Annotated in this window: 21 protein-coding genes and 1 other RNA gene; 14 read left to right on the top strand and 8 right to left on the bottom strand. The window is 68.7% G+C overall.

What is annotated here, in order from left to right; translation table 11 throughout:
* Nucleotides 1–26: 26 nt before the first annotated feature.
* Nucleotides 27–353: a hypothetical protein gene (locus A4W93_RS08300; protein ID WP_085750172.1), complete on the top strand. Its 327-nt coding sequence runs from the start codon at nucleotides 27–29 to the stop codon at nucleotides 351–353.
* Between the two features lie 12 nt (nucleotides 354–365).
* Here the strand turns inward: A4W93_RS08300 and A4W93_RS08295 are convergent, their stop codons facing one another.
* The 5 genes from A4W93_RS08295 to ompA all read right to left on the bottom strand — a co-directional run bounded on the left by A4W93_RS08295 (nucleotide 366) and on the right by ompA (nucleotide 3895).
* Complete coding sequence (locus A4W93_RS08295) at nucleotides 366–1289, bottom strand: class I SAM-dependent methyltransferase (RefSeq protein WP_085750171.1); 924 nt, start codon at nucleotides 1287–1289, stop codon at nucleotides 366–368.
* Nucleotides 1290–1383: 94 nt separating this feature from the next.
* Nucleotides 1384–1754: a transfer-messenger RNA gene (gene ssrA / locus A4W93_RS08290) on the bottom strand.
* A 15-nt stretch (nucleotides 1755–1769) separates the two neighbouring features.
* Complete coding sequence (gph, locus tag A4W93_RS08285; protein WP_085750170.1) at nucleotides 1770–2438, bottom strand: phosphoglycolate phosphatase; 669 nt, start codon at nucleotides 2436–2438, stop codon at nucleotides 1770–1772.
* The gene (gene ubiG, locus A4W93_RS08280) at nucleotides 2435–3136 is read right to left on the bottom strand and encodes a bifunctional 2-polyprenyl-6-hydroxyphenol methylase/3-demethylubiquinol 3-O-methyltransferase UbiG (protein WP_085750169.1); all 702 of its coding nucleotides are present in this window, start codon (nucleotides 3134–3136) and stop codon (nucleotides 2435–2437) included. The genes gph and ubiG overlap by 4 nt, the downstream gene beginning before the upstream one ends.
* 105 nt (nucleotides 3137–3241) lie before the next feature.
* Nucleotides 3242–3895, bottom strand: coding sequence for an outer membrane protein OmpA (ompA, locus tag A4W93_RS08275; RefSeq protein WP_085750168.1), 654 nt, complete (start codon nucleotides 3893–3895; stop codon nucleotides 3242–3244).
* Nucleotides 3896–4164: 269 nt separating this feature from the next.
* Here ompA and gyrA point away from each other — a divergent pair, with 269 nt between their 5' ends.
* From gyrA to A4W93_RS08210, 13 genes are all read left to right on the top strand, one after another.
* The gene (gene gyrA, locus A4W93_RS08270; RefSeq protein WP_085750167.1) at nucleotides 4165–6792 is read left to right on the top strand and encodes a DNA gyrase subunit A; all 2628 of its coding nucleotides are present in this window, start codon (nucleotides 4165–4167) and stop codon (nucleotides 6790–6792) included.
* Complete coding sequence (locus A4W93_RS08265) at nucleotides 6789–7424, top strand: hypothetical protein (protein ID WP_085750166.1); 636 nt, start codon at nucleotides 6789–6791, stop codon at nucleotides 7422–7424. Before gyrA ends, A4W93_RS08265 begins: the two co-directional genes overlap by 4 nt.
* Before the next feature lie 43 nt (nucleotides 7425–7467).
* A complete protein-coding gene (gene serC / locus A4W93_RS08260; RefSeq protein WP_085750165.1) occupies nucleotides 7468–8574 on the top strand; it encodes a 3-phosphoserine/phosphohydroxythreonine transaminase in 1107 nt (368 codons plus the stop codon).
* Entirely contained in the window at nucleotides 8567–9673 is a 1107-nt protein-coding gene (pheA, locus tag A4W93_RS08255) for a prephenate dehydratase (protein WP_085750164.1), read from the top strand. Before serC ends, pheA begins: the two co-directional genes overlap by 8 nt.
* A 56-nt stretch (nucleotides 9674–9729) precedes the next feature.
* Nucleotides 9730–10614 (top strand): prephenate dehydrogenase, encoded by an 885-nt coding sequence (locus A4W93_RS08250; RefSeq protein WP_085750163.1) that lies wholly within the window; start codon nucleotides 9730–9732, stop codon nucleotides 10612–10614.
* Nucleotides 10615–10672: 58 nt separating this feature from the next.
* Entirely contained in the window at nucleotides 10673–12685 is a 2013-nt protein-coding gene (locus A4W93_RS08245; protein ID WP_085750162.1) for a bifunctional 3-phosphoshikimate 1-carboxyvinyltransferase/cytidylate kinase, read from the top strand.
* Between the two features lie 144 nt (nucleotides 12686–12829).
* Nucleotides 12830–14548, top strand: a complete 1719-nt coding sequence (gene rpsA, locus A4W93_RS08240; protein WP_085750161.1) for a 30S ribosomal protein S1 — start codon at nucleotides 12830–12832, stop codon at nucleotides 14546–14548.
* Between the two features lie 47 nt (nucleotides 14549–14595).
* Nucleotides 14596–14991, top strand: coding sequence for an integration host factor subunit beta (locus A4W93_RS08235; RefSeq protein WP_237357725.1), 396 nt, complete (start codon nucleotides 14596–14598; stop codon nucleotides 14989–14991).
* A 72-nt stretch (nucleotides 14992–15063) separates the two neighbouring features.
* On the top strand, nucleotides 15064–15384 hold the full coding sequence (locus A4W93_RS08230) for a LapA family protein (RefSeq protein ID WP_085750160.1): 321 nt from the start codon (nucleotides 15064–15066) through the stop codon (nucleotides 15382–15384).
* A complete protein-coding gene (gene lapB / locus A4W93_RS08225) occupies nucleotides 15374–16531 on the top strand; it encodes a lipopolysaccharide assembly protein LapB (protein WP_085750159.1) in 1158 nt (385 codons plus the stop codon). The genes A4W93_RS08230 and lapB overlap by 11 nt, the downstream gene beginning before the upstream one ends.
* A gap of 1 nt (nucleotide 16532) precedes the next feature.
* Nucleotides 16533–17489: a D-glycero-beta-D-manno-heptose-7-phosphate kinase gene (rfaE1, locus tag A4W93_RS08220; RefSeq protein WP_085750158.1), complete on the top strand. Its 957-nt coding sequence runs from the start codon at nucleotides 16533–16535 to the stop codon at nucleotides 17487–17489.
* Entirely contained in the window at nucleotides 17486–18481 is a 996-nt protein-coding gene (gene rfaD, locus A4W93_RS08215) for an ADP-glyceromanno-heptose 6-epimerase (RefSeq protein ID WP_085750157.1), read from the top strand. Before rfaE1 ends, rfaD begins: the two co-directional genes overlap by 4 nt.
* 151 nt (nucleotides 18482–18632) lie before the next feature.
* A complete protein-coding gene (locus A4W93_RS08210; RefSeq protein WP_085750156.1) occupies nucleotides 18633–18998 on the top strand; it encodes a ComEA family DNA-binding protein in 366 nt (121 codons plus the stop codon).
* Between the two features lie 21 nt (nucleotides 18999–19019).
* On the opposite strand, the gene A4W93_RS08205 is transcribed toward A4W93_RS08210, so the two are convergent.
* The 3 genes from A4W93_RS08205 to A4W93_RS08195 all read right to left on the bottom strand — a co-directional run bounded on the left by A4W93_RS08205 (nucleotide 19020) and on the right by A4W93_RS08195 (nucleotide 22251).
* Nucleotides 19020–20294: a patatin-like phospholipase family protein gene (locus A4W93_RS08205; RefSeq protein ID WP_085750155.1), complete on the bottom strand. Its 1275-nt coding sequence runs from the start codon at nucleotides 20292–20294 to the stop codon at nucleotides 19020–19022.
* Nucleotides 20295–20371: 77 nt separating this feature from the next.
* Nucleotides 20372–21514, bottom strand: coding sequence for a sensor histidine kinase (locus A4W93_RS08200; protein ID WP_085750154.1), 1143 nt, complete (start codon nucleotides 21512–21514; stop codon nucleotides 20372–20374).
* The gene (locus A4W93_RS08195) at nucleotides 21511–22251 is read right to left on the bottom strand and encodes a response regulator (RefSeq protein WP_085750153.1); all 741 of its coding nucleotides are present in this window, start codon (nucleotides 22249–22251) and stop codon (nucleotides 21511–21513) included. Before A4W93_RS08195 ends, A4W93_RS08200 begins: the two co-directional genes overlap by 4 nt.
* Between the last annotated feature and the right edge of the window lie 153 nt (nucleotides 22252–22404).

Genomic DNA, 22404 nt, shown 5'->3' with positions numbered 1-22404 from the left:
ACGACATGCCCCCGGGAGAGCATTCCATGCGCATCACCAGCACCGCGGCGACGACCCTGATCGTGACGCTCCTCGCCGCCTGCGGAACCCAGGCTCCCACCCGCCCGAGCACGCCGAAGGCCGAGCACGAGGTGGTGGATGCGACACCCGAACAGGTCGCCAACTGCAAGTACCTGGACGACGTGAGCAGCGTGTCCGGGGCGGGCACCTTCGCCGGCGCCGCACGGGCGGGCGCGCGGCGCGAGGTGGTCAACAAGGCCGCCGCGCTCGGTGCCACCCACCTGGTCTGGCTGGAATCGTCGCAGGTGCTCGACTCCACCACCACCCGCGGCCGCGCCTACCGCTGCGACTGACGGCGGGCGGCGTCAGGCCAGCGGTGGCGCCCGGTACACCAGCACCTTCAACGACCGCTGGTCGTCCACGTCCGCGAACACCGCCGGGTTCGCCACACGTTCGACGAATTCCAGTTCGGGCGCGAGTTCGCGCACCTGGTCCTGCAGGAAGTCCACGCCGAGTTCCGGGGCGTTGAGGCACAGCAGCGCGTGCCCACCCGGCAGCATGAGATCGAAGAGCCGGCGCAGCAGCCGCGCGTAATCCTTCGTCGCGACGAAGCTGCCCTTCTGGTAGCTGGGCGGGTCGACGATCACGAGGCCGTAGGGGCCGCTGCGCGTGACCTTGCCCCAGGTCTTGAACAGATCGTGCGCCATGAAGCTCGCACCGGTGAGGCCGTTGTGCCGGTGGTTGTGCTGGCCCACCCCGAGCGCGCCCTGGCTCATGTCGAGGTTGATGACCTGCTTCGCGCCGGCTTGCAGTGCCACCACGGAAAACGCGCACGTGTACGCGAAGAGGTTGAGCACACGGATGCCGGGGTGCGTCGTCACATGGTCGCGCACCCAGCGCCGGCCGTTCGCCATGTCGAGGAACAGGCCATGGTTCTGACCGCGGCCCACGTTGACCTTGTACTGCGCGCCCTCCTCCGTGACCCAGTGCGGCTCGGGCACGGCGCCCGCCATCACGCGCGTGACCGCCTGGCCCTCGTGGCGGCACTGGTAGACCCAGTTCAGCGGCTGGCCGGGCGCGACCTGCGACCAACGCTGTTCGAGGGCGGTGCCGATGGTGGTGAGCTCCTCTTCGGTCGCGGGCTGGAAGCTCGTCAGCACCCACACGGGTGGGTACACGTCGAGGGCCCAGTGCTCGCAGCCGGGGTGCAGGCCGCCGCGGCCGTGGAAGATGCGCCGGGCATCGGTGGGAAGCGCGGCAGAGGCGATGGCGTCCAGGAGGAGCTGCATGGCAGAGGGATGGAGTGCGAACAGAAAAAAGGCCCGAGGTGTCATCGACACTTCGAGCCTTCATCCGGTCTGATCGGACAGTCAGACCTTTGTATGGTGGAGCCGGCGGGAATCGAACCCGCGTCCGCAAGCCATTGCCGGGCAGTTCTACATGCTTAGCTGTCTGATTTGGTTTTGAGCCCCTGGGTCGCGCAGCAGCACGCTACCCAGGAACCGAGTCACTTGATTTGATTCCCTGGTGAGTGACCCACCAAGGAACGAGCCAATGTGTATGACTTCGCAGCCTTCGGGTTGCCCCTCAGGCCCGGCCCATCGGCCAACCGTTGCGAAGCTCACCGGTATTAAGCGGCGAGGGCGTACGTAGAGTCGTTCGCAGTTACTTTGATCCAGATGGATTTACGAGGTGACTGGTCCTCGGCATGCCCTGATCCAACTCCGCACCCGCGTCGAAGCCAGGTCGGCCCCAGGGAAGTGAGTAGTTTAGGCCATCCCGGGGAGTTTCAAGAGATCGCCTGGAAAATCGATGACGTGGTCGGCGGCCCATTCGGTGATGTGCTCGCCCGCGCCCAGGTAGCCCCAGGAGGCCGCCACGGTGCGCATGCCCGCGGCACGCCCGGCCACCACGTCGCGGAGGTCGTCGCCCACGTACATGCAGGCCGTGGGGTCGAGGTTCAAGCGGCGGGCGGCCTCGAGCAGCGGCTCGGGGTGCGGCTTCGCGTGCGGGGTGGTGTCACCGCAGACGACCGTGCCGGCCTCGGCGTCGAGGCCCAGCGCCTTCACCAGCGGCGTGGTGAACCGCTGCGACTTGTTGGTGACGATGCCCCACGGAAGGCGGCGCGCGTTCAGCACGTCGAGCACCGGGCGCATGGCCGGGAACAGCGCCGTCTCGCGCGTCATGCGGGCTTCGTAGCGGCTGAAGAACTCGTCGCGCAACTCGATGAACTGCGGGTCCTCCGGCGTGACGTCGAGCGCGACCTTCACCATCCCGCGTGCGCCGGTGCCCACCAGCGGCCGGAACGTCTCGTAGGGCAGCGGTTCGAGGCCGCGCGCGGCGCGCATCTCGTTGCCGGCGCCGGCGAGGTCGGGGGCGCTGTCGATCAGCGTGCCGTCGAGGTCGAACAGCACGGCCTGGAGGACGACGCCGCTCATGCCGGCCGCCTGCAGGCGATGAGGTAGTTGACGCTGGTGTCCCCCGACAGCCAGTAGCGGCCCGTCAGCGGGTTGTGTTCCATGCCCCGCGTGGAATGCAGGTCGAGACCGGTCTCGCGGGCCCACTGCGCGAGTTCGCTCGGGCGGATGAACCGCGCGTACTCGTGCGTGCCCTTGGGCAGCAGCTTCAGCAGGTACTCGGCGCCCAGGATGGCGAACAGGAAGGCCTTGGGGTTGCGGCTGATGGTGGAGAAGAACACCCAGCCGCCCGGCTTCACCATCGTGGCGCAGGCGCGCACGATGGACGACGGGTCGGGCACGTGCTCGAGCATCTCCATGCAGGTGACCACGTCGAAGGTGTCGGGCGACTCGGCGGCCAGGGCCTCGGCCGCGACCTCGCGGTAGCGCACCGAGGGCGTGCCCGCTTCCATCGCGTGCAGCTGGGCGACCTTCAGCGCCTTGGTGGCCAGGTCGATGCCCAGCACGTCGGCGCCCTTGCGCGACATCGAATCGGCGAGGATGCCGCCGCCACAGCCCACGTCGAGCACGCGCTTGCCGTTCAGGCGCGCGAGGCCGTCGATCCAGTCGAGGCGCAGCGGGTTGATCTGGTGAAGCGGGCGGAACTCGCTTTCGGGGTCCCACCACCGGTGGGCGAGGTCGCCGAACTTGGCGAGCTCCTGGGGATCGGCATTCGTCATCCGCTGATGGTACCTCCGCAGAAATGAGAAAACCCCGCCTGAGCGGGGTTTCCAAAACAAAGAACCCCGCCGGGGCGGGGTTCTGAGCAGCGATCGCCGGAGCGATTACTTGCGGTTGCGCGTGCCAACCACTTCGATTTCCACGCGACGGTTCTTCGCGCGGCCTTCGGCGGTCTTGTTGTCGGCGACGGGCTGCTTCTTGCCCTTGCCTTCGGTGTAGACGCGGTTGGTTTCGATGCCCTTGGAGACCAGGTACTTCTTGACCGACTCGGCGCGCGAGACCGACAGCTTCTGGTTGAAGGCATCCGAACCCACCGAGTCGGTGTGGCCGACGGCGATGATGACTTCGAGGTTCACGTCCTTGGTCTTCGAGACCAGGTCGTCCAGCTTCTCGCGGGCTTCCGGCTTCAGCGTGGACTTGCCGAAGTCGAAGAAGGCGTCAGCGGCGAACGTGACCTTCTCGCTCACCGGAGCGGCGGGCACGACCGGCACGACCGGAGCCGGGGCCGGGGCGACCGGAGCCGGAGCGACCGGGGCCGGGGCGACCGGAGCGGGAGCGGCCGGGGCCGGCACGCCGTCGCAACCCTGAACGCCAGTGGCCGGCGTCCAGAAGTTGTTGCGCCAGCAGTATTCGTTCGTACCGTTCTTCCAGGGTTGGCCGGAGTTGTTGACCCAGTTGCTTTGGGCGAATGCACCGGATGCAGAGACGGCGAGAGCGGCCGTTGCGAAGAGCGATGCGACTTTATTGAGTTTCTTCATGATTCTCCTCTCAAGGAAGGTGCAGTGTTCTGCAAGACGTCCAAACCGGAATCGGAAATTTTCAGGCGAGGCCTCGATTTCTCGGGGATCACCCACCGACCCGGCGGATTGTGCCATAGGGTATTGAGCCAGCTGGATTTTGGTCGTGGGGCTGAACTTTGTCAGGGGCTCTGTTGCTCACGCACGACATCGCGGGCGAATTAGAATCGCGGATTGCGCAAGCAACCCGTTTGCGCTGACCTGTCCGCCCAGCCTTCCGCCGAGACCGAATGACTCAGTTCGCCAAGGAAACCCTGCCCATCAGCCTCGAAGAGGAAATGCGGCGTTCTTACCTCGACTACGCGATGAGCGTGATCGTGGGTCGTGCACTGCCTGATGCCCGCGACGGCCTGAAGCCCGTCCACCGGCGCGTGCTGTATGCGATGCACGAGTTGAACAACGACTGGAACCGTCCGTACAAGAAGTCGGCGCGTATCGTCGGCGACGTGATCGGTAAATACCATCCGCACGGTGACCAATCGGTGTACGACACCGCCGTGCGCATGGCCCAGGACTTCTCCCTGCGCCACATGCTGGTCGACGGCCAGGGCAACTTCGGTTCGATCGACGGTGACAACGCCGCCGCGATGCGGTATACGGAAATCCGCCTCTCGAAGATCGCCCACGAGATGCTCGCCGACCTCGACAAGGAAACCGTCGACTTCGGCCCCAACTACGACGGCTCGCTGAAAGAGCCGCTCGTGATGCCCACGCGGCTGCCCAACCTGCTGGTCAACGGCTCCGGCGGCATCGCGGTGGGCATGGCCACCAACATCCCGCCGCACAACCTCAACGAGGTCGTCGACGCCTGCCACCACCTGCTGAAGAACCCCGACGCCACGATCGACGAGCTGATCGAGATCATCCCGGCGCCCGACTTCCCCACGGCCGGCATCATCTACGGCACGAGCGGCGTGCGCGAGGGCTACCGCACGGGCCGCGGCAAGGTCGTGATGCGCGCGAAGGTGCACTTCGAGGACATCGACCGTGGCGCCCGCCAGGCGATCATCGTCGACGAGATCCCGTACCAGGTGAACAAGAAGACCCTGCTCGAGCGCATGGCCGAGCTGGTCCACGAGAAGAAGATCGAAGGCATCAGCCACATCCAGGACGAGTCCGACCGTTCCGGCATGCGCGTGGTGATCGAGCTCAAGCGCGGCGAAGTGCCCGAGGTGGTGCTGAACAACCTGTACAAGCAGACGCAGCTGCAGGACACGTTCGGCATCAACATGGTGGCCCTGATCGACGGCCAGCCGAAGCTCTGCAACCTGAAGGACCTGATCTCGGTGTTCCTCGAACACCGCCGCGAGGTCATCCATCGCCGCACGGTGTTCGAGCTGCGCAAGGCCCGCGAGCGCGGCCACCTGCTCGAAGGCCTCGCCGTGGCCCTCGCGAACATCGACGAGTTCATCGAGACCATCAAGACCTCGCCCACGCCGCCGGCCGCGAAGACCGCGCTGATGAGCAAGTCGTGGGACTCCTCGCTCGTGCGCGAGATGCTGACGCGTGCCGCCGGCGAAACCCCGGGCGGCCTCGACGCCTACCGCCCGGAAGGCCTGCTGCGCGAGTTCGGCCTGCAGGGCGACGGCCTGTACCGCCTGTCCGAAGAGCAGGCCGGGGAAATCCTGCAGATGCGCCTGCAGCGCCTGACCGGCCTCGAGCAGGACAAGATCGTCGGCGAGTACAAGGACGTGATGGCGCAGATCGCCGACCTGCTCGACATCCTCGCCACGCCCTCGCGCGTGACCACCATCATCGGCGACGAACTCACCGCGCTGAAGCTCGAGTTCGGCCAGACCAAGCTGGGCGCGCGCCGCAGCCAGATCGAGCACAACGCGCAGGACCTCGGCACCGAAGACCTGATCACGCCCACCGACATGGTCGTGACGCTGAGCCACACCGGCTACATCAAGAGCCAGGCGCTCTCCGAGTACCGCGCGCAGAAGCGCGGCGGCCGCGGCAAGCAGGCCACGCAGACGAAGGACGACGACTGGGTCGACCAGCTGTTCATCGCGAACACGCACGACTACATCCTGTGCTTCACCACGCGCGGCCGTGTCTACTGGCTCAAGGTGTGGGAAGTGCCCACGGGCTCGCGCAACTCGCGCGGCCGCCCCATCGTCAACATGTTCCCGCTGCAGCCGGGCGAGAAGGTCAACGTGGTGCTGCCGCTCACCGACGGCTTCCGCAGCTTCCCTGCCGACCATTACGTGTTCATGGCCACCGCCCAGGGCGTGGTGAAGAAGACGTCGCTCGACGAATTCAGCAACCCGCGCAAGGCCGGCATCATCGCGGTCGACCTCGACGAAGGCGACTTCCTGATCGGCGCGGCCCTCACCGACGGCAAGCACGACGTGATGCTGTTCAGCGACGGCGGCAAGGCCGTGCGCTTCGACGAGGACGACGTGCGCTCGATGGGCCGCAACGCCCGCGGCGTGCGCGGCATGACGCTGGAAGAAGGCCAGAGCGTGATCGCCATGCTCGTGGCCGAGGACGAATCGCAGAGCGTGCTCACCGCCACCGAGAACGGCTACGGCAAGCGCACCAGCATCGTCGAGTACACGCGCCATGGCCGCGGAACCAAAGGCATGATCGCGATCCAACAGTCCGAGCGCAACGGCAAGGTGGTCGCGGCCACCCTCGTGCGTCCGGCCGACGAGATCATGCTGATCACCGACAAGGGTGTGCTCGTGCGCACCCGTGTGAGCGAGATCCGCGAGCTGGGCCGCGCCACCCAAGGCGTGACCCTGATCGCACTCGATAACGGAACCAAGCTCATTGGTTTGCAACGCATCGCGGAAAACGATGCCAACCCCGAGGCAGGTGAAGAGCCGCCCACTGACGAGACCGAAGCATGAAAAAATCCCTGTTGATCGCGCTGCTCGCTGGCGCTGCGGTGACCCAGGCCAACGCCCAGGTCACTCCGCAAGCCCCGGCCGCCGCGCCCGCGCCCGTCGCGGCCCCGAGCGCCGCCAAGAAGGCGCTGCTCGACCGCCTCGTCGCGCTGCAGCAGCCCGGCCTGGAAAGCATGGCCCGCGGCCTCGCCGAGCAGCCGCTGCGCCAGATGATGGGCGCCGCCCAGCAGGCGCTGCCGCGCGTGCCGGAAGACAAGCGCGAAGCCGCCATCACGAAGATCGAAGGCCTGGCCAAGCAGTACGCCGACGAGGTGGGCCCCATCGCGAAGGACAAGGCCGCCAAGCTCGGCCAGACCGCCCTGCTGCCGATGCTGAACGAGCGCTTCTCGGAAGACGAGTTGCGCGCGCTGCTCGTCGCCCTCGAAGCCCCGGCCTACAAGAAGTACCAGGCCGCGCTGCCCGAACTGGGCAACGCCTTCACCCAGCAGCTCGTGACCGAACTGCGCCCGTCGCTCGAGCCCAAGCTCAAGACGCTCGAGCAGCAGGTCGCCTCCACGCTGGGCCTGCCGGCCAACGGTGAAGCGCCCGCGAAGGGCAAGGCACCGGCCGCCGCGGCCTCCAAGCCGAAGAAGTAAGCCGGACCGCAGTCCCCCACCCTTCCCCGACGTTCCCGACACGATGACACGCCCCTACAACTTCGCTCCCGGCCCGGCCGCGCTGCCCGACGAGGTGCTGGCCCAGGCCGCCGCCGAAATGCTCGACTGGCACGGGAGCGGCATGGGCGTGATGGAGATGAGCCACCGCGGACGCGAGTTCGGTGCCATCTACCACCAGGCCGAAGCCGACCTGCGTGAACTGCTGGCCGTGCCCGCGAACTTCCGCATCCTGTTCATGCAGGGCGGCGGTCTCGCGGAAAACGCCATCGTGCCGATGAACCTCTCGCGGGGCGGGGTGGCCGACTTCGTCGTCACCGGCTCGTGGTCGCAGAAGTCGCACAAGGAGGCGCAGCGCTACTGCACCTCGAAGCTCGCGGCCTCCAACGCGGCCACGCAGCACACCACGCTGCCCGACCCCGCGTCGTGGCAGCTGAGCGCCGACGCCGCCTACGTGCACGTCTGCGGCAACGAGACCATCCACGGCGTCGAGTTCCAGACGTTGCCCGACCTCGCCGCGCTCGGCTCGAAGGCGCCGCTCGTCGTCGACTTCTCGTCGAACGTGGCCTCGCGCCCCACCGACTGGTCGCGCGTGGGCCTCGCCTTCGGCGGAGCCCAGAAGAACATCGGCCCCGCCGGCCTCACCATCGTCATCGTGCGCGACGACCTGCTGGGCCACGCCCTGCCCGTCTGCCCGTCCGCGTTCGACTACAAGGTCGTCGCCGACAACGAGTCGATGTTCAACACGCCGCCCACGTTCGGCATCTACATGGCCGGCCTCGTGTTCCAGTGGCTCAAGCGCCAGACCGAAGGCGGCCTCACCGGCGTCGCGGCCATGGAGGCGCGCAACATCGCCAAGTCCACGCTGCTGTACGACTACATCGACGGCTCGGGCTTCTACGTCAACAAGGTCGACAAGGCCTGCCGGTCGCGCATGAACGTCCCGTTCTTCCTGGCCGACGAATCGCTCAACGAATCCTTCCTGGCCGAAGCCAAGGCCAAGGGGCTGCTGCAACTGAAGGGACACAAGTCCGTCGGCGGCATGCGCGCGAGCCTCTACAACGCCATCCCGTACGCCGGGGTCGAGGCCCTGGTGAGCCACATGCGAGAATTTGCCACCCGCCATGGCTGATCCCACCACTCCCCCGAACCCCGACCTGCTGGCGCTTCGCACCCGCATCGACGCTGTCGACCGCGAACTGCTCGACCTCATCAACCGCCGTGCGCGCCTCGCCCAGGACGTGGGCGAGCTGAAGAAGAAGGAAGGCTCCGTCGCCTTCCGCCCGGAACGCGAAGCCCAGGTGATCGACGGCCTGAAGGCCGCCAACCCCGGCCCGCTGAAGTCCGACAGCGTCGCGCCCATCTGGCGCGAGATCATGTCGGCCTGCCGCGCCCTCGAGGCGCCCACGCGCGTCGCCTACCTCGGCCCCGCCGGCACGTTCAGCGAACTGGCCGCGCTCGGCTTCTTCGGCTCGTCCATCGAACGCGTCTCGTGCGCCAGCATCGACGAGGTGTTCCGCGCCACGTCCGCCGGCGCCGCCGACTTCGGCGTGGTGCCGGTGGAGAACTCCACCGAGGGCGTGGTCGCGCGTTCGCTCGACCTGTTCCTCACCACGCCGCTGCACATCGTGGGCGAGACCAGCCTCTTCGTGCTGCACAACCTCCTGCGCAAGGACAACTCGCTCGACGGCATCGAAGCCGTGTGCGCGCACCCGCAAGCCCTGGCCCAGTGCCACGGCTGGCTCAGCAACCACCTGCCCAACGTCGAGCGCCGCCCGGTCTCCAGCAACGCCGAAGGCGCGCGTTTGGCGGCGGCCGACCCGAAGCTCGCCGCCATCGCCAGCGACCGCGCCGGCACCGAGTACGGCCTGCACACGCTGGCCCCGGCCATCCAGGACGATCCGCACAACCGCACCCGCTTCGCCATCGTCGCCCATCCGCAGCGCCAGCCCCAGCCGGCCGCATCGGGCAACGACTGCACGAGCCTCGTGGTGTCGGTGACGAACCGCCCGGGCGCCGTGCACGACATGCTCGTGCCGCTCAAGGAGCACGGCGTCTCGATGACCCGCTTCGAGTCGCGTCCGGCCCGGTCGGGCCAGTGGGAGTACTACTTCTACATCGACCTGCAGGGACACCCCGAGCAGCCCCAGTTCGCCGCGGCCCTCACGGCGCTGCGGAGCGTCTGCGCCTTCTTCAAGGTGTTGGGCACCTACCCGGTCGACGTCCATTGATCCGTCGCACCAAGCCCCAACCCCTTCCGCCAACCCCCCCGGAGAGCGACCGCACCATGTTCAACCAGCTTGGCGTGATCGGTTGCGGCCTCATGGGCGGTTCGTTCGCGCTCGCACTGAAGCGCGCCGGCCTGGTCAAGCGGGTCATCGGCTACAGCAAGTCGCCGTCCACCACCGAGAAGGCGAAGAAGCTCGGCGTGATCGACGACACCGCCGAATCGGCGCTGCTCGCCGTGTCGGGCTCCGACATCGTGCTGATGTCGGTGCCGGTGTCCGCCAGCGAGGCCACCTTCCGCGCCATCCGACACCTCGTCGAACCCGGCGTGCTGTTCATGGACGTCGGCTCCACGAAGCGCGACGTGGTCGACGCGGCCCGCCGCGTGCTGAAGGACCGTGTCGGCTCGTTCGTGCCGGCCCACCCCATCGCCGGCAAGGAAGTGTCGGGCGTGGCCCATGCCGACGCCTCGCTCTACGCCGGCCGCCAGGTCATCATCACGCCGCTGCCCCAGACTGACCCGGACCTGGTGCAGAAGGCCACCGACGTGTGGTCGGCCATCGGCTCGCAGGTGCTGCGCATGACGCCGGAGAACCACGACGCCGCCTTCGCCGCCGTGAGCCACCTGCCGCACATGCTCGCGTTCGCGTTCTTCAGCTCGGTGGCCAAGCAGCCGGCCGGCCGCGACTTCCTGTCGCTCGCGGGCCCCGGCTTCCGCGACTTCACCCGCATCGCCGCCAGCGACCCGGAAATGTGGCGCGACGTGCTGATGGCCAACCGCGAGGAGATCCTGAAGCAGTCCATGCGCTTCCGGCACACGCTCGACGCGATGGAACACGTGATGAAGTCCGGCAACGTCGAGGCGCTCGAGGACCTGATCCGCAACGCCTCGGAAGCCCGTGCCAACTGGCAGATGGGTGCCACCAAACCCGGCTCCGGCCGCTGACCGGGGCGAGCCGCACGGCCCGCCCCCTCATTCCTCTTCGCTCGTCGAACGCGCCGCCATGTTCTCGATCCCCTTCCTGACCGTCCCCCCGCTGCGCGCCGCCCGGGGCACGGTCCGCCTGCCCGGCTCCAAGAGCATCTCGAACCGCGTGCTGCTGCTCGCGGGGCTGAGCGAGGGCACGACCGTCGTGCGCGACCTGCTCGACTCCGACGACACCCGCGTGATGCTCGACGCGCTGCGGGCGCTGGGCTGCGGCGTCGCGGCCCAGGGACCCGACTGGCACATCACGGGCCTCGGTGGCCAGCTGTCCACGAAGACCGCCGACCTGTTCCTCGGCAACGCCGGCACCGCGATGCGGCCGCTCACCGCGGCGCTGGCCGTGCTGGCCGCCACGCAGCAGGGCACGTTCGAGCTGAAGGGCATCCCGCGCATGCACGAGCGCCCCATCGGCGACCTCGTCGATGCGCTGCGCCAGCTCGGCTGCCCCATCGACTACCTGGGCAACGAGGGCTACCCGCCGCTGCGCCTGCGCCCGGGTTCGGCCCCGCTCGACACGTCCGCCCCCATCCGCGTGCGCGGCGACGTCTCCAGCCAGTTCCTCACCGCGCTGCTGCTGGGCCTGCCGCTCGTCTCCGACGCCGGCCCCGTGACCATCGAGGTCGAGGGCGAACTGACGTCCAAGCCCTACATCGAGATCACGCTGAACCTGCTGGCCCGCTTCGGCATCCTGGTGCGGCGCGACGGCTGGGCCCGTTTCACGATCCCCCAGGGCAGCCGGTACCGCTCGCCCGGCGACATCCACGTGGAAGGCGACGCCTCGTCCGCCTCGTACTTCGTCGCGCTGGGTGCCATCGCGGCCCACGGCGGCCGCGCGGTGCGCATCGAGGGCGTGGGCGACGACTCCATCCAGGGCGACATCCGCTTCGTCGACGCCGCCCGCGCGATGGGCGCCGACGTGACCAGCGGCCCCGGCTGGCTCGAGGTGCGCCGCGGCGCCTGGCCGCTGAAGGCCATCGACCTCGACTGCAACCACATCCCCGACGCCGCGATGACGCTGGCCGTCATGGCGCTGTTCGCCGAAGGCACCACCCGCCTGACCAACATCGCCAGCTGGCGCGTCAAGGAAACCGACCGCATCGCGGCCATGGCCACCGAGCTGCGCAAGCTGGGCGCCCGGGTGGTCGAGGGTGCCGACTTCATCGAGGTGGCCGCACCCGAGCGCTGGTCGGCCGCGTCCATCCACACCTACGACGACCACCGCATCGCGATGTGCTTCTCGCTGGCGGCGTTCAACCCGCTGGCCCGCCCCGCGGGCCACGTGCCGGTGCGCATCCTCGACCCGCGCTGCGTGGGCAAGACCTTCCCGGACTACTTCGAGGCCCTGTTCGACGTGGTCGAGGCTGACTCGGCCGACGTGCCGGTGCTCACCATCGACGGCCCCACCGCCTCCGGCAAGGGCACGCTCGCGAGCGCCGTGGCCATCGCCCTCGGCTACCACTTCCTCGACTCGGGTGCGCTGTACCGCGCCACCGCCCTGGCTGCGATGCAGGCCGGGGTGACCGACACCGACGAGGCGGGCCTCGCCCGCGTGGCCGCCGGCCTGCAGCTGAAGTTCACCGGCCACCAGATCTGGCTGGCGGGCGTGGAAGTGAGCGACGACCTGCGCCAGGAGCACGTGGGCGCCATGGCGTCCCGCGTGTCCACCTTCCCGAGCGTGCGCGACGCCCTCAAGGCGCTGCAGTTGTCCCACCGCCGGGTGCCGGGCCTCGTGGCCGACGGCCGCGACATGGGCACGGTGATCTTCCCCGGCGCCGACCTGAAGGTGTTCGTCACAGCCAGCGCCGCCGTGCGGGCCGAGCGCCGGCATAAGCAATTGATTTCTAAGGGAATTCCGGCTAATATCGACAGTCTGCGTGCCGATCTGGAAGCGCGCGACCTGCGAGACCAGTCCCGCACCGTCGCGCCTCTCAAGCCGGCCGAAGATGCCAAGCTCTTCGACAACTCCCAGCTCACGGTCGACCAATGTGTCGCCCAGGTGCTGGAGTGGTGGGAAGCAAAGCAGGCGTTCTGAGTTGCCGCGGGCCTTGAAAAAGGCCCCGTCCACCCCGAATTCCAACGTTCGTCCCGTCGCCCTCCCTCCTCGCGCTTCATGCGCACCGGGGCGACGGAATGTCCAACCTAACCCGCAGCGCAAGCTGCAACTGGATCGTCCCCCATGCCCCAAACCCAAAACGCCGCCGCCGAAGGAATGGAATCCTTTGCCGCCCTGTTCGAAGAATCTCTGAACAAGTCGGAGATGCGCACCGGTGAAGTCATCACCGCGGAAGTCGTCCGAGTCGAACACAACTTCGTCGTCGTGAACGCAGGCCTCAAGTCCGAAGCCTACGTGCCCATCGAAGAATTCAAGAACGACCAAGGCGAGCTCGAAGTCCAGGTCGGTGACTTCGTCTCCGTCGCCATCGATGCCGTCGAGAACGGCTACGGCGACACCATCCTGTCGCGCGACAAGGCCAAGCGCCTCGCCTCGTGGCTGTCGCTCGAGAACTCGCTGGAATCCGGCGAATTCGTCAGCGGCACGGTCAACGGCAAGGTCAAGGGTGGCCTGACGGTCCTCGTGAACGGCATCCGCGCCTTCCTCCCCGGTTCCCTGCTCGACACGCGCCCTGTCAAGGACATGAGCCCGTTCGAAGGCAAGACCATGGAGTTCAAGGTCATCAAGCTCGACCGCAAGCGCAACAACGTCGTGCTGTCGCGCCGTGCCGTGGTCGAAGCCTCGATGGGCGAAGAGCGCAGCAAGCTGCTGAGCACCCTGTCCGAAGGCGCCATCGTCAACGGCGTGGTCAAGAACATCACCGAATACGGTGCGTTCGTGGACCTCGGCGGCATCGACGGCCTGCTGCACATCACCGACATGGCCTGGCGCCGTGTCCGCCACCCGAGCGAAGTCGTTCAGGTCGGTCAAGAGCTGCAAGCCAAGGTCCTCAAGTTCGACGCCGAGAAGAACCGCGTCTCGCTGGGCATCAAGCAGCTGGGTGACGATCCGTGGCACGGTGTGTCGCGCCGCTACCCGAACAGCACCCGCCTGTTCGGCAAGATCACGAACATCGCCGACTACGGCGCGTTCGTCGAGATCGAGCCGGGCATCGAAGGCCTGGTGCACGTCTCGGAAATGGACTGGACGAACAAGAACGTCGCTCCGAACAAGATCGTGTCCCTGGGCGACGAAGTCGAAGTCATGGTCCTCGAGATCGACGAAGACAAGCGCCGCATCAGCCTCGGCATGAAGCAGTGCAAGACCAACCCGTGGGAAGAATTCTCGGGCACGGTCCAGCGCGGCGATCGCGTCAAGGGCCCGGTCAAGTCCATCACCGACTTCGGCGTGTTCGTCGGCCTGTCGGCTGGCATCGACGGCCTGGTGCACCTGTCCGACCTGTCGTGGCACGAGCCGGGCGAAACGGCCGTTCGCAACTACAAGAAGGGCCAGGAAGTCGAAGCCGTGGTTCTGGCCGTCGACGTCGAGCGCGAGCGCATCTCGCTGGGCATCAAGCAGCTGGACTCCGATCCGTTCACGTCCTACACCTCGGTCAACGACCGTGGCCAGACCGTGACCGGCAAGGTCAAGACCGTGGACGCCCGTGGCGCCGAGATCGAGCTGAACGCCGACGTGACGGGTTACCTCCGCGCCTCGGAAATCAGCCGTGACCGCGTCGAAGACGCCCGCAACGTGCTGAAGGAAGGCGACGAAGTCAACGCCATGATCATCAACGTCGACCGCAAGACGCGTTCGATCCAGCTGTCGATCAAGGCCAAGGACAACGTCGACCAGCAGGAAGCCATGCAGCGCCTGTCGGCCACCAGCGAACGTGAGAACGCCGGTACCACGAGCCTCGGCGCGCTGCTGCGTGCCAAGCTCGACAACCAGAACAACGGCTGATCGCCGTCGCTCTGTCGCCGAACCCCGGGAACCCTCAGCAGGACTGAATGACTCGATCCGACCTCGTGACCCAATTGGCTGAACAATTCAGCCAGCTGACCCATCGCGACACCGAGTTCGCCGTCAAGACCATCCTGGACGCGATGTCCGACGCGCTTGCGCGCGGGCATCGCATCGAGATCCGCGGGTTCGGCAGCTTCTCGATCAACCGCCGACCGCCGCGCATGGGGCGCAATCCCCGTTCCGGCGAGCAGGTGGTGATCCCCGAGAAGCTCGTTCCTCATTTCAAGCCGGGCAAGGCGCTTCGCGAAGCCGTCGATGCCCAGGTGCCGGTGGAAGGTGCAACGCCTGCCGCCCCGAGCGCCGTCCCCGCCGCCACGCCGGCCGACGACGTCCTCGTCATCTCCCCCCCGAAGTCGTCCATCGATCCGCAGGACGCCTGACGTCGCTGGTGACCCGAGTCACCACGCCATCGTGCAGGTCGTGTTCGACCTAGAATCGCTCCGGGAGTTGCGATGCGAATTCTTGTCTGGCTCATTCGAGCCGCCCTCTTCTTCACGCTGTTCGCGTTCGCGCTGAACAACCAGCACGAAGCCGGCATCCGCTGGTTCTTCAGCCATGAGTGGCGCGCGCCGATGGTGTTCATCGTGCTCGCGGCGTTCACGCTCGGCTGCCTCGTGGGCGGCCTCGCGATGGCGCCCAGCTGGTGGCGCCACCGGCGCGTGGCCAAGCGTCACCAGGCCGCCGTCGAGGCCGAGGACGACCTGACGCGGGCCGCCGCTCCCGCCGACATCCCGCCACCGCTCGACACCGATCCCCCACGCCATGGCGTTTGACCTCCAGTGGATTCTCCTCGGCCTGCCCTTCGCGTTCGCGCTCGGCTGGCTGGCCTCCCGCCTCGACCTGCGCCAGTGGAAACGCGAGCAGCATGAATCGCCGAAGGCCTATTTCAAGGGCCTGAACCTGCTGCTCAACGAACAGCAGGACAAAGCCATCGACGCGTTCATCGAGGCCGTCCAGCACGACCCCGACACCACCGAGCTGCACTTCGCCCTCGGCAACCTGTTCCGCCGCCGCGGCGAGTACGAGCGCGCGGTGCGGGTGCACGAGCACCTGCTGGGCCGTGCCGACCTCGCCCAGGCCGACCGCGACCGCGCCCAGTACGCGCTCGCCCAGGACTTCATGAAGGCGGGCCTGTTCGACCGCGCCGAGCAGGCCTACCAGGCGCTCGACGGCAGTGCCTTCGACACCGAGGCGCGCCTCGCGCTGCTCACGCTGCACGAGCGTTCGCGCGCGTGGCGGGCCGCCGTCGAGGTGGCCCAGAAGCTCGAGCGCAGCGGCACCGGGTCGTTCTCGAACCGCATCGCGCACTACTGGTGCGAACTGGCGCTGGAGGCCGACGCCGGCCAGCACGCCGAGGACGGCGACACCGCGCTGCGCCACGCCCGCCTGGCCGCCCCCCACCTCGCCCGACCGCTCGCCCTGACCGGCCAGCGCGCCGCCAAGCGCGGCGACCACGCGGCGGCGCTGTCGGCCTGGTCCGAACTGCTGGTGGTGCAGCCCATGGCGTTCAACCTCGTCGCCCGCGACTACGCCACGAGCGCCATCGCCGCCGGCCAGCAGGCCCAGGCCCTCGAGCGCCTGCGCGAGCTGTACGGCCGCGCGCCCACGATGGACCTGCTGGCCGCCATCTCGATGCTCGACCCCGCCCCGGAAGCGCAGCGCGGCCGCCTGTTCCGCCACCTGCAGGAACAGCCCACGCTGTCCGCGGCCCAGGCGCTGCTGCGCCAGACCACCACCGAATCGACCCCGCTGACGGCCCCGGAAACCCAGAGCGTCACCGATGCCGTGGGCCGGGCCGCCAAGCCCCTGCAGCGCTACCGCTGTGCCGCCTGCGGCTTCGAGGCCCAGCACTACTTCTGGCAATGCCCCGGCTGCCTGAGCTGGGACAGCTACCCGCCGCAGCGGCTGGAGGACCTCTGACATGACCCATCCCGCTCATCCCGTCTCTCGCGAGCGAGTCGCGGCCGCCCGCGTGCTGGTGGTCGGCGACGCCATGCTCGACCGCTACTGGTTTGGTGCCGTCGAACGCATCTCGCCCGAGGCCCCGGTGCCCGTCGTGCGCGTCAACCGCGAGGAGGAGCGCCTCGGCGGCGCGGCCAACGTCGCGCTCAACACGAAGACCGTGGGCGCGCAGGCCACGCTGCTGACCGTGGTGGGCGACGACGAACCGGCCCGCAAGCTGCAGCAGCTGCTCGAGAAGGAAGGCGTGTCCACCCTCCTCGGCCACGACCCGCAGCTCTACACCATCGTGAAGCTGCGCGTGATCGGCCGCGCGCAACAGCTCATCCGCATCGACTTCGAGAACGCCCCCGACCACGAGGTGCTGCACGGCATGCTCGCCGACTTCGAGCGCGTGCTGCCCGGGTACGACGCCGTGCTGTTCTCCGACTACGGCAAGGGCGGCCTCACCCACATCCCGCGCATGATCGAGCTGGCCCGCGCGGCCGGCAAACCCGTGCTGGTCGACCCGAAGGGCAGCGACTACACGCGTTACGCCGGCGCCACCGCCATCACGCCGAACCGGGCCGAACTGGCCCAGGTGATCGGCACGTGGCGCAACGAAGCCGACCTGCACGAGCGCGCCGAGAAGCTGCGCGTCGAACTGGGCCTCGAGGGCCTCGTGCTCACGCGGTCGGAGGAAGGCATGTCGCTCTTCGATGCCGCAGGCCACACCCAGGTGCCGGCCCAGGCACGCGAGGTGTTCGACGTCACCGGCGCCGGCGACACCGTGATCGCCACCCTCGCCGTGATGCTGGCCGCCGGCCTGCCGCTGCGCGAGGCCATGCCCATCGCCAACCGCGCCGGCAGCATCGTGGTGGGCAAGTTCGGCACGGCGTCCGTGTCGTACGACGAACTGTTCCCGGGAGCTTCAGCATGAAAGTCGTTGTCACCGGCGCCGCCGGCATGATCGGCAGCAACCTCGTCCACGGCCTGAACGCCATCGGCATCGACGACGTGATCGCCGTCGATGACCTGACGGACGGCCCGAAGTACCGCAACCTGCTGGGCGCGCGCCTCAGCGACTACTTCGACCGCTCGGAGTTCTACGGGCGCTTCGCCCGCGGCGAGTTCGGCAAGGTCGACGCCGTGCTGCACCAGGGCGCCTGCTCCGACACGATGGAGCACGACGGCAAGTACATGATGGACACCAACTACCGGTGCTCCAAGGGCCTGCTCGACGCCTGCCAGGCGCAGAGCGTGCGCCTGCTGTACGCGTCGTCGGCCGCCACCTACGGCGGCAGCGAGACCTTCCGCGAGGAACCCGCCTTCGAGCAGCCGCTCAACGTGTACGGCTACTCGAAGCTGCTGTTCGACAACGTCGTGCGGCGCATGTTGCCCACGGCCACGTCGCAGGTCGCGGGCTTCCGCTACTTCAACGTGTACGGCCCGCGCGAGCAGCACAAGGGCCGCATGGCCTCGGTGGCGTTCCACCACTTCAACCAGTTCCGCGACACCGGCAAGGTCAAGCTGTTCGGTGAGTACGGCGGATACGGCCCGGGCGGCCACACGCGCGACTTCATCCACGTGGACGACGTCGTCGCCGTGAACCTCTGGTTCCTGCAGAACCCTGGCCAGAGCGGCATCTTCAACCTCGGCACGGGCCGCGCCCAACCGTTCAACGACGTGGCCGTGGCCGTGGTCAACGCGTCGCGCGCGCTCAAGGGCGCGCCGGCCCTGCCGCTGGCCGACCTCGTGAGCCAGGGCTTCATCGAGTACATCCCGTTCCCGGACGCGCTCGTGGGCAAGTACCAGTCGTACACGCAGGCCGACGACACGCGCCTGCGCGCCACCGGCTGCAAGCACGCGTTCGCCGACGTCGCGACGGGTGCGAAGCGCTACGTGGAGTGGCTGAGCCAGCAGAAGGCCTGAGGAAAGTCGAGCTCGGCGAAGCCGGTGCGAAGGCACCGGCTTTCGAGGGGTCGGAACAGGGCGGTGCCGGGAGGTGCCGTTCTTAGAGTGACGTCCAGGGATGCGGAGAGGCCGCGTCCCCCGACCTCACCCACCTTTCCGGAGACCTGTCATGCTGAAGAAACTGCTGTGGATGTTCGCCGTGGTCCTGGCCACCACCGCCCCCATCGGCGCCCATGCCGCCGTCGACGTCAACAAGGCCGACCAGGCCACGCTCGAGACCGTGAAGGGCATCGGCCCCGGCGTCTCCACCCGCATCCTCGACGAGCGCAAGAAGGCCCCCTTCAAGGACTGGGGCGACCTGGTCGACCGCGTGAAGGGCGTCGGCGAAGGCAACGCCGCCCGCTTCTCGAAGGAAGGCCTCACCGTCAACGGCAGCACCTTCACGCCGTCCGAGAACGCGGGCAAGGCCGACAAGAAGGGCAAGTACGGCAAGGCGGCCGACAAGGGCGGGGACAAGAAGGAGACGAAGTCCTGACGCCGTCCGCCGCCTTCGGGGTCATTCGAGTTCGGCCGTGTAGAAGCCGCTGTCCTGCACCGGCGAACGCGGCACGGCCCGGCGCTCCCACCCGAAGAACTTCGTGACCTCGTCGCGGCGGGCCAGCGTGTCGGACACGCCCAGGGCCACCAGCTCGCGGGTGTACGGCGACTCGAACAGCAGGTAGCTGGCGAGCGCCGCGCCCCGGGCGTCGCTGCCCTTGCCCGACACGCCCACGCCGCGCAGCAGCGCGCGCACCGGCGCGGGCAGGCTGTCGAGGTGCTTGGCGGCCAGGTCGTCCAGCCGTTCCGACGGCGCGATCACCAGCACGTCGATGGGCCGCAGGCTGGTGTTGGCCAGCGCCTCGGGGGGCAGCAGCGCCAGCGTGTTGTTGATGCGTTGCAGGCGCTCCACGTCCACCGCCAGCGCGTCCAGGAAGATGTTCGACAGCGCGTGGCCGGCGATCTGCGCGAGGTTCGGGTACGTGCCCTTCACCTTGCGCTGGCCCGGCGGCTCGTGCATGCGGCCGGCACCGATCACGAGGATGCGGCTGGCCCCCAGGTGCACGGCCGGCGAGATGGGCGCGCTCTGGCGCATGGAGCCGTCGCCGAAGTATTCGGTGCCGCCGTCGAAGCCCAGCTGCACCGGCGGGAACACGAACGGGATGGCGGCCGAGGCCAGCAGGTGCGGCACGGTGATGGTGTCGCGCACGGCCACGCGCTGCGAGCGGTTCCAGGGCACGAAGTCCTTCACCGAATCGTAGAACGTCACGTGCGTGCCCGAGTTGTAGCTCGACGCGGTCACGGCCAACGCCTGCAGGTGGCCCGACTTCATCAGCGCCTTCAGGCGGTCCACGCGCACCAGCAGGTGCAGCAGGTCCTCCAGCGGTGCGTTGTCGAGCAGCGAGCGCTGCCGCGCGCGGCGCCACCGTGCGATGACCCAGCCGAGCGACATCATCGTGAGCCAGCGCGCGCCCGTGCGGATCACGCCCAGCGCGTCGCTGCGGTACACCTGCTCGGCGCGGAAGTTCTCCCACACGTTGCAGAGCTGGGCCACGGCGTTGTCGAAGTCGTCGCAGTGGGACGCCAGCGCGGCCGCGTTGATGGCGCCGGCCGACGTGCCGGTGATCACGGGGAACGGGTTGTCCTTGCGCCACGGCGCGGCGTCCCGGCGGATCTGCGCCACCGCCTTCAGCACCCCCACCTGGTAGGCCGCGCGGGCCCCACCGCCGGTGAGGATCAGGCCGGTCACGGCCTCGTCGCCGCCGCTGTTCTTGATGTTGTCGGGGTTCGGCATGGCCTCAGTGTAGACAGCGGCACGCGGCGGTGGATCAGGGTCCGCCCGGTGCGTTGCGGCCGGGCATCACCCCGGTGTCACCCGAGCAGGCGGGGGGTTTCGCGCGGCAGCGCCACCGACGCGCGCAGCCCGCCTTCGGAGCGGTTCTGCAGCGTCAGCCGTCCGCCCTGCCGCTGCACCAGCTCGCGGGCGATGTAGAGGCCGAGGCCGGCGCCCGCGCGCTCGCGGTTCGCGCGATAGAACGGCTCGAACACGGCCTGCAGCTGGCTCTCGGGAATGCCGGGGCCGGCGTCGTCGATGTGCACCACGATCTCGGTGTCGGTCAGCCGCACGCTCACGTCCGCGCGGCCGCCATGCCGCACCGCATTGCCCATCAGGTTCGACAGTGCCCGGCGCAACGCGGCCGGCTGCAGCGGCGCCATCGCCACCGGCCCGCGCAGGGTCGCCCGGTGGCCCTGCTCGACGAGGTCGTCGCGCAGCGCCCGCGCGAGCGCCGTCACGTCGGTGCGGCGCACCGGTTCCGCCACGCCCTCGGCGCGGAACACCTCGAGCACCGCGTCGATCATGTCGTTCATCTCCTGCACGTCGGCGATGCACCGGCGCAGCAGCGGCTCGTGCTCCCAGGTCTCGAGGCGCATGCGCACCCGCGCGAGGGGCGCGCGCAGGTCGTGCGAGATCGCGGCCACGAACAGGCCCCGCTCCTTGAACTGGGCGTCGAGCCGGCGGGCCATCGCGTTGAAGCGCCGCGCGGTCTCCTGCACTTCCTCCGTACCCGGCCCCTCGTCCAGCGCCGGCACCCGTTCATGGCGGCCGATCGAATCGGCGAGGCCCTGGCTCGCGGCGGCGAGGCGGTGCATCGGGCCGCACAGCCAGCGGGCGCCCCACCACGCGGCCACGGCGATCACGAGGCCGCGCAGCAGCACGTCGAGGACGCGCGGGCCCCAGGCCTCCCACCGGGACGGCGGCGGCGCGGCCGCCGCGGCGCCGAGCGGCCACGGGTCCACCCACGGGCCGATGAAGAGCCGCTCGCCGGCATCGAGCCGCGGCGGCAGTGACGGGCCCCGCCACGTGGAGGGCCCCGCCGCGGGCGGCGGCAGGCCGGCCGGCGGCTCCGGCGTGCGCGACATCCACGCGAGCGCCACGAGGTGGCTCCCCACGAGGGCAAGGCACATCAGCACGAAGAGGCGCCGGAACAGCGTGTCCCGCCAGCGCACCCTCATGGGCCGGCCCCGCCGTCGAACAGGTAGCCCGCGCCGCGCACGGTGCGGATCAGCGGCCGGTCGGCCGGTCCGCTGGAAAGCTTGCGCCGCAGGCGGAACACCATCAGGTCCACGCTGCGCGCGTTCACGTCCGCCCCGGGCGACGTGGTGAGTTCCACGAGCCGCTCGCGGCTCAGCACCTGGCCGGCATGGTCGGCGAACACCGTCATCAGCCGGTACTCCGCGTTCGACAACGGCACCACCTCGTCCGACGGCGACACGAGCACCCGCGACAGGCGGTCGAACGACCAGCCCGCGAACCGCTCGCTGCGCGCGGGCACCGTCCCGGCCGTGGCGCCGCCCTCGCGCGACACACGCCGCAGCACCGCGTTCAGGCGCGCGACGAGTTCACGCGGCTCGAACGGCTTGGGCACGAAGTCGTCGGCCCCCATCTCGAGGCCCACCACGCGGCTGAACGGATCGCCCTGGGCCGTGAGCATCACGAGCGGGGTCGTGTGCGTGCGCCGCAGCCAGCGGCACAGCTCGAGGCCGTTGTCGTCGGGCAGCAGCACGTCGAGCACGACCACGTCGAACTCCTGCGCCATCACGGCCTGACGCATCGCCGCGCCGGTCTCCACCGCGGTCACGGCGAAGCCGAACCCGCCGAGGTACGGGGCGACGGCGTCGAGCAGCGCGGTGTCGTCGTCGACGAGCAGGCAGCGGCTCACCGGTGAAGCCCCCACCCCATGAATCCGCATTCCGGATATCCCGCCGATTTCATTATGGACACAGTATTTCACCGCCCTTTCGAGCCCGACACCATATATCAATTCGCGTCAAGTTAGGTTTCCCGGATCCCAAGATGAAAGGCGTATTCCCCCCTTATCTCCCGCTTTCGGAAAAGGTCGGCT

The sequence above is a fragment of the Piscinibacter gummiphilus genome (assembly GCF_002116905.1).
Taxonomy (GTDB): Bacteria; Pseudomonadota; Gammaproteobacteria; order Burkholderiales; family Burkholderiaceae_C; genus Rhizobacter; species Rhizobacter gummiphilus.
The sequence above is the reverse complement of the archived record's forward strand: the minus strand, read 5'-3'. Positions and strand labels throughout refer to the sequence as shown.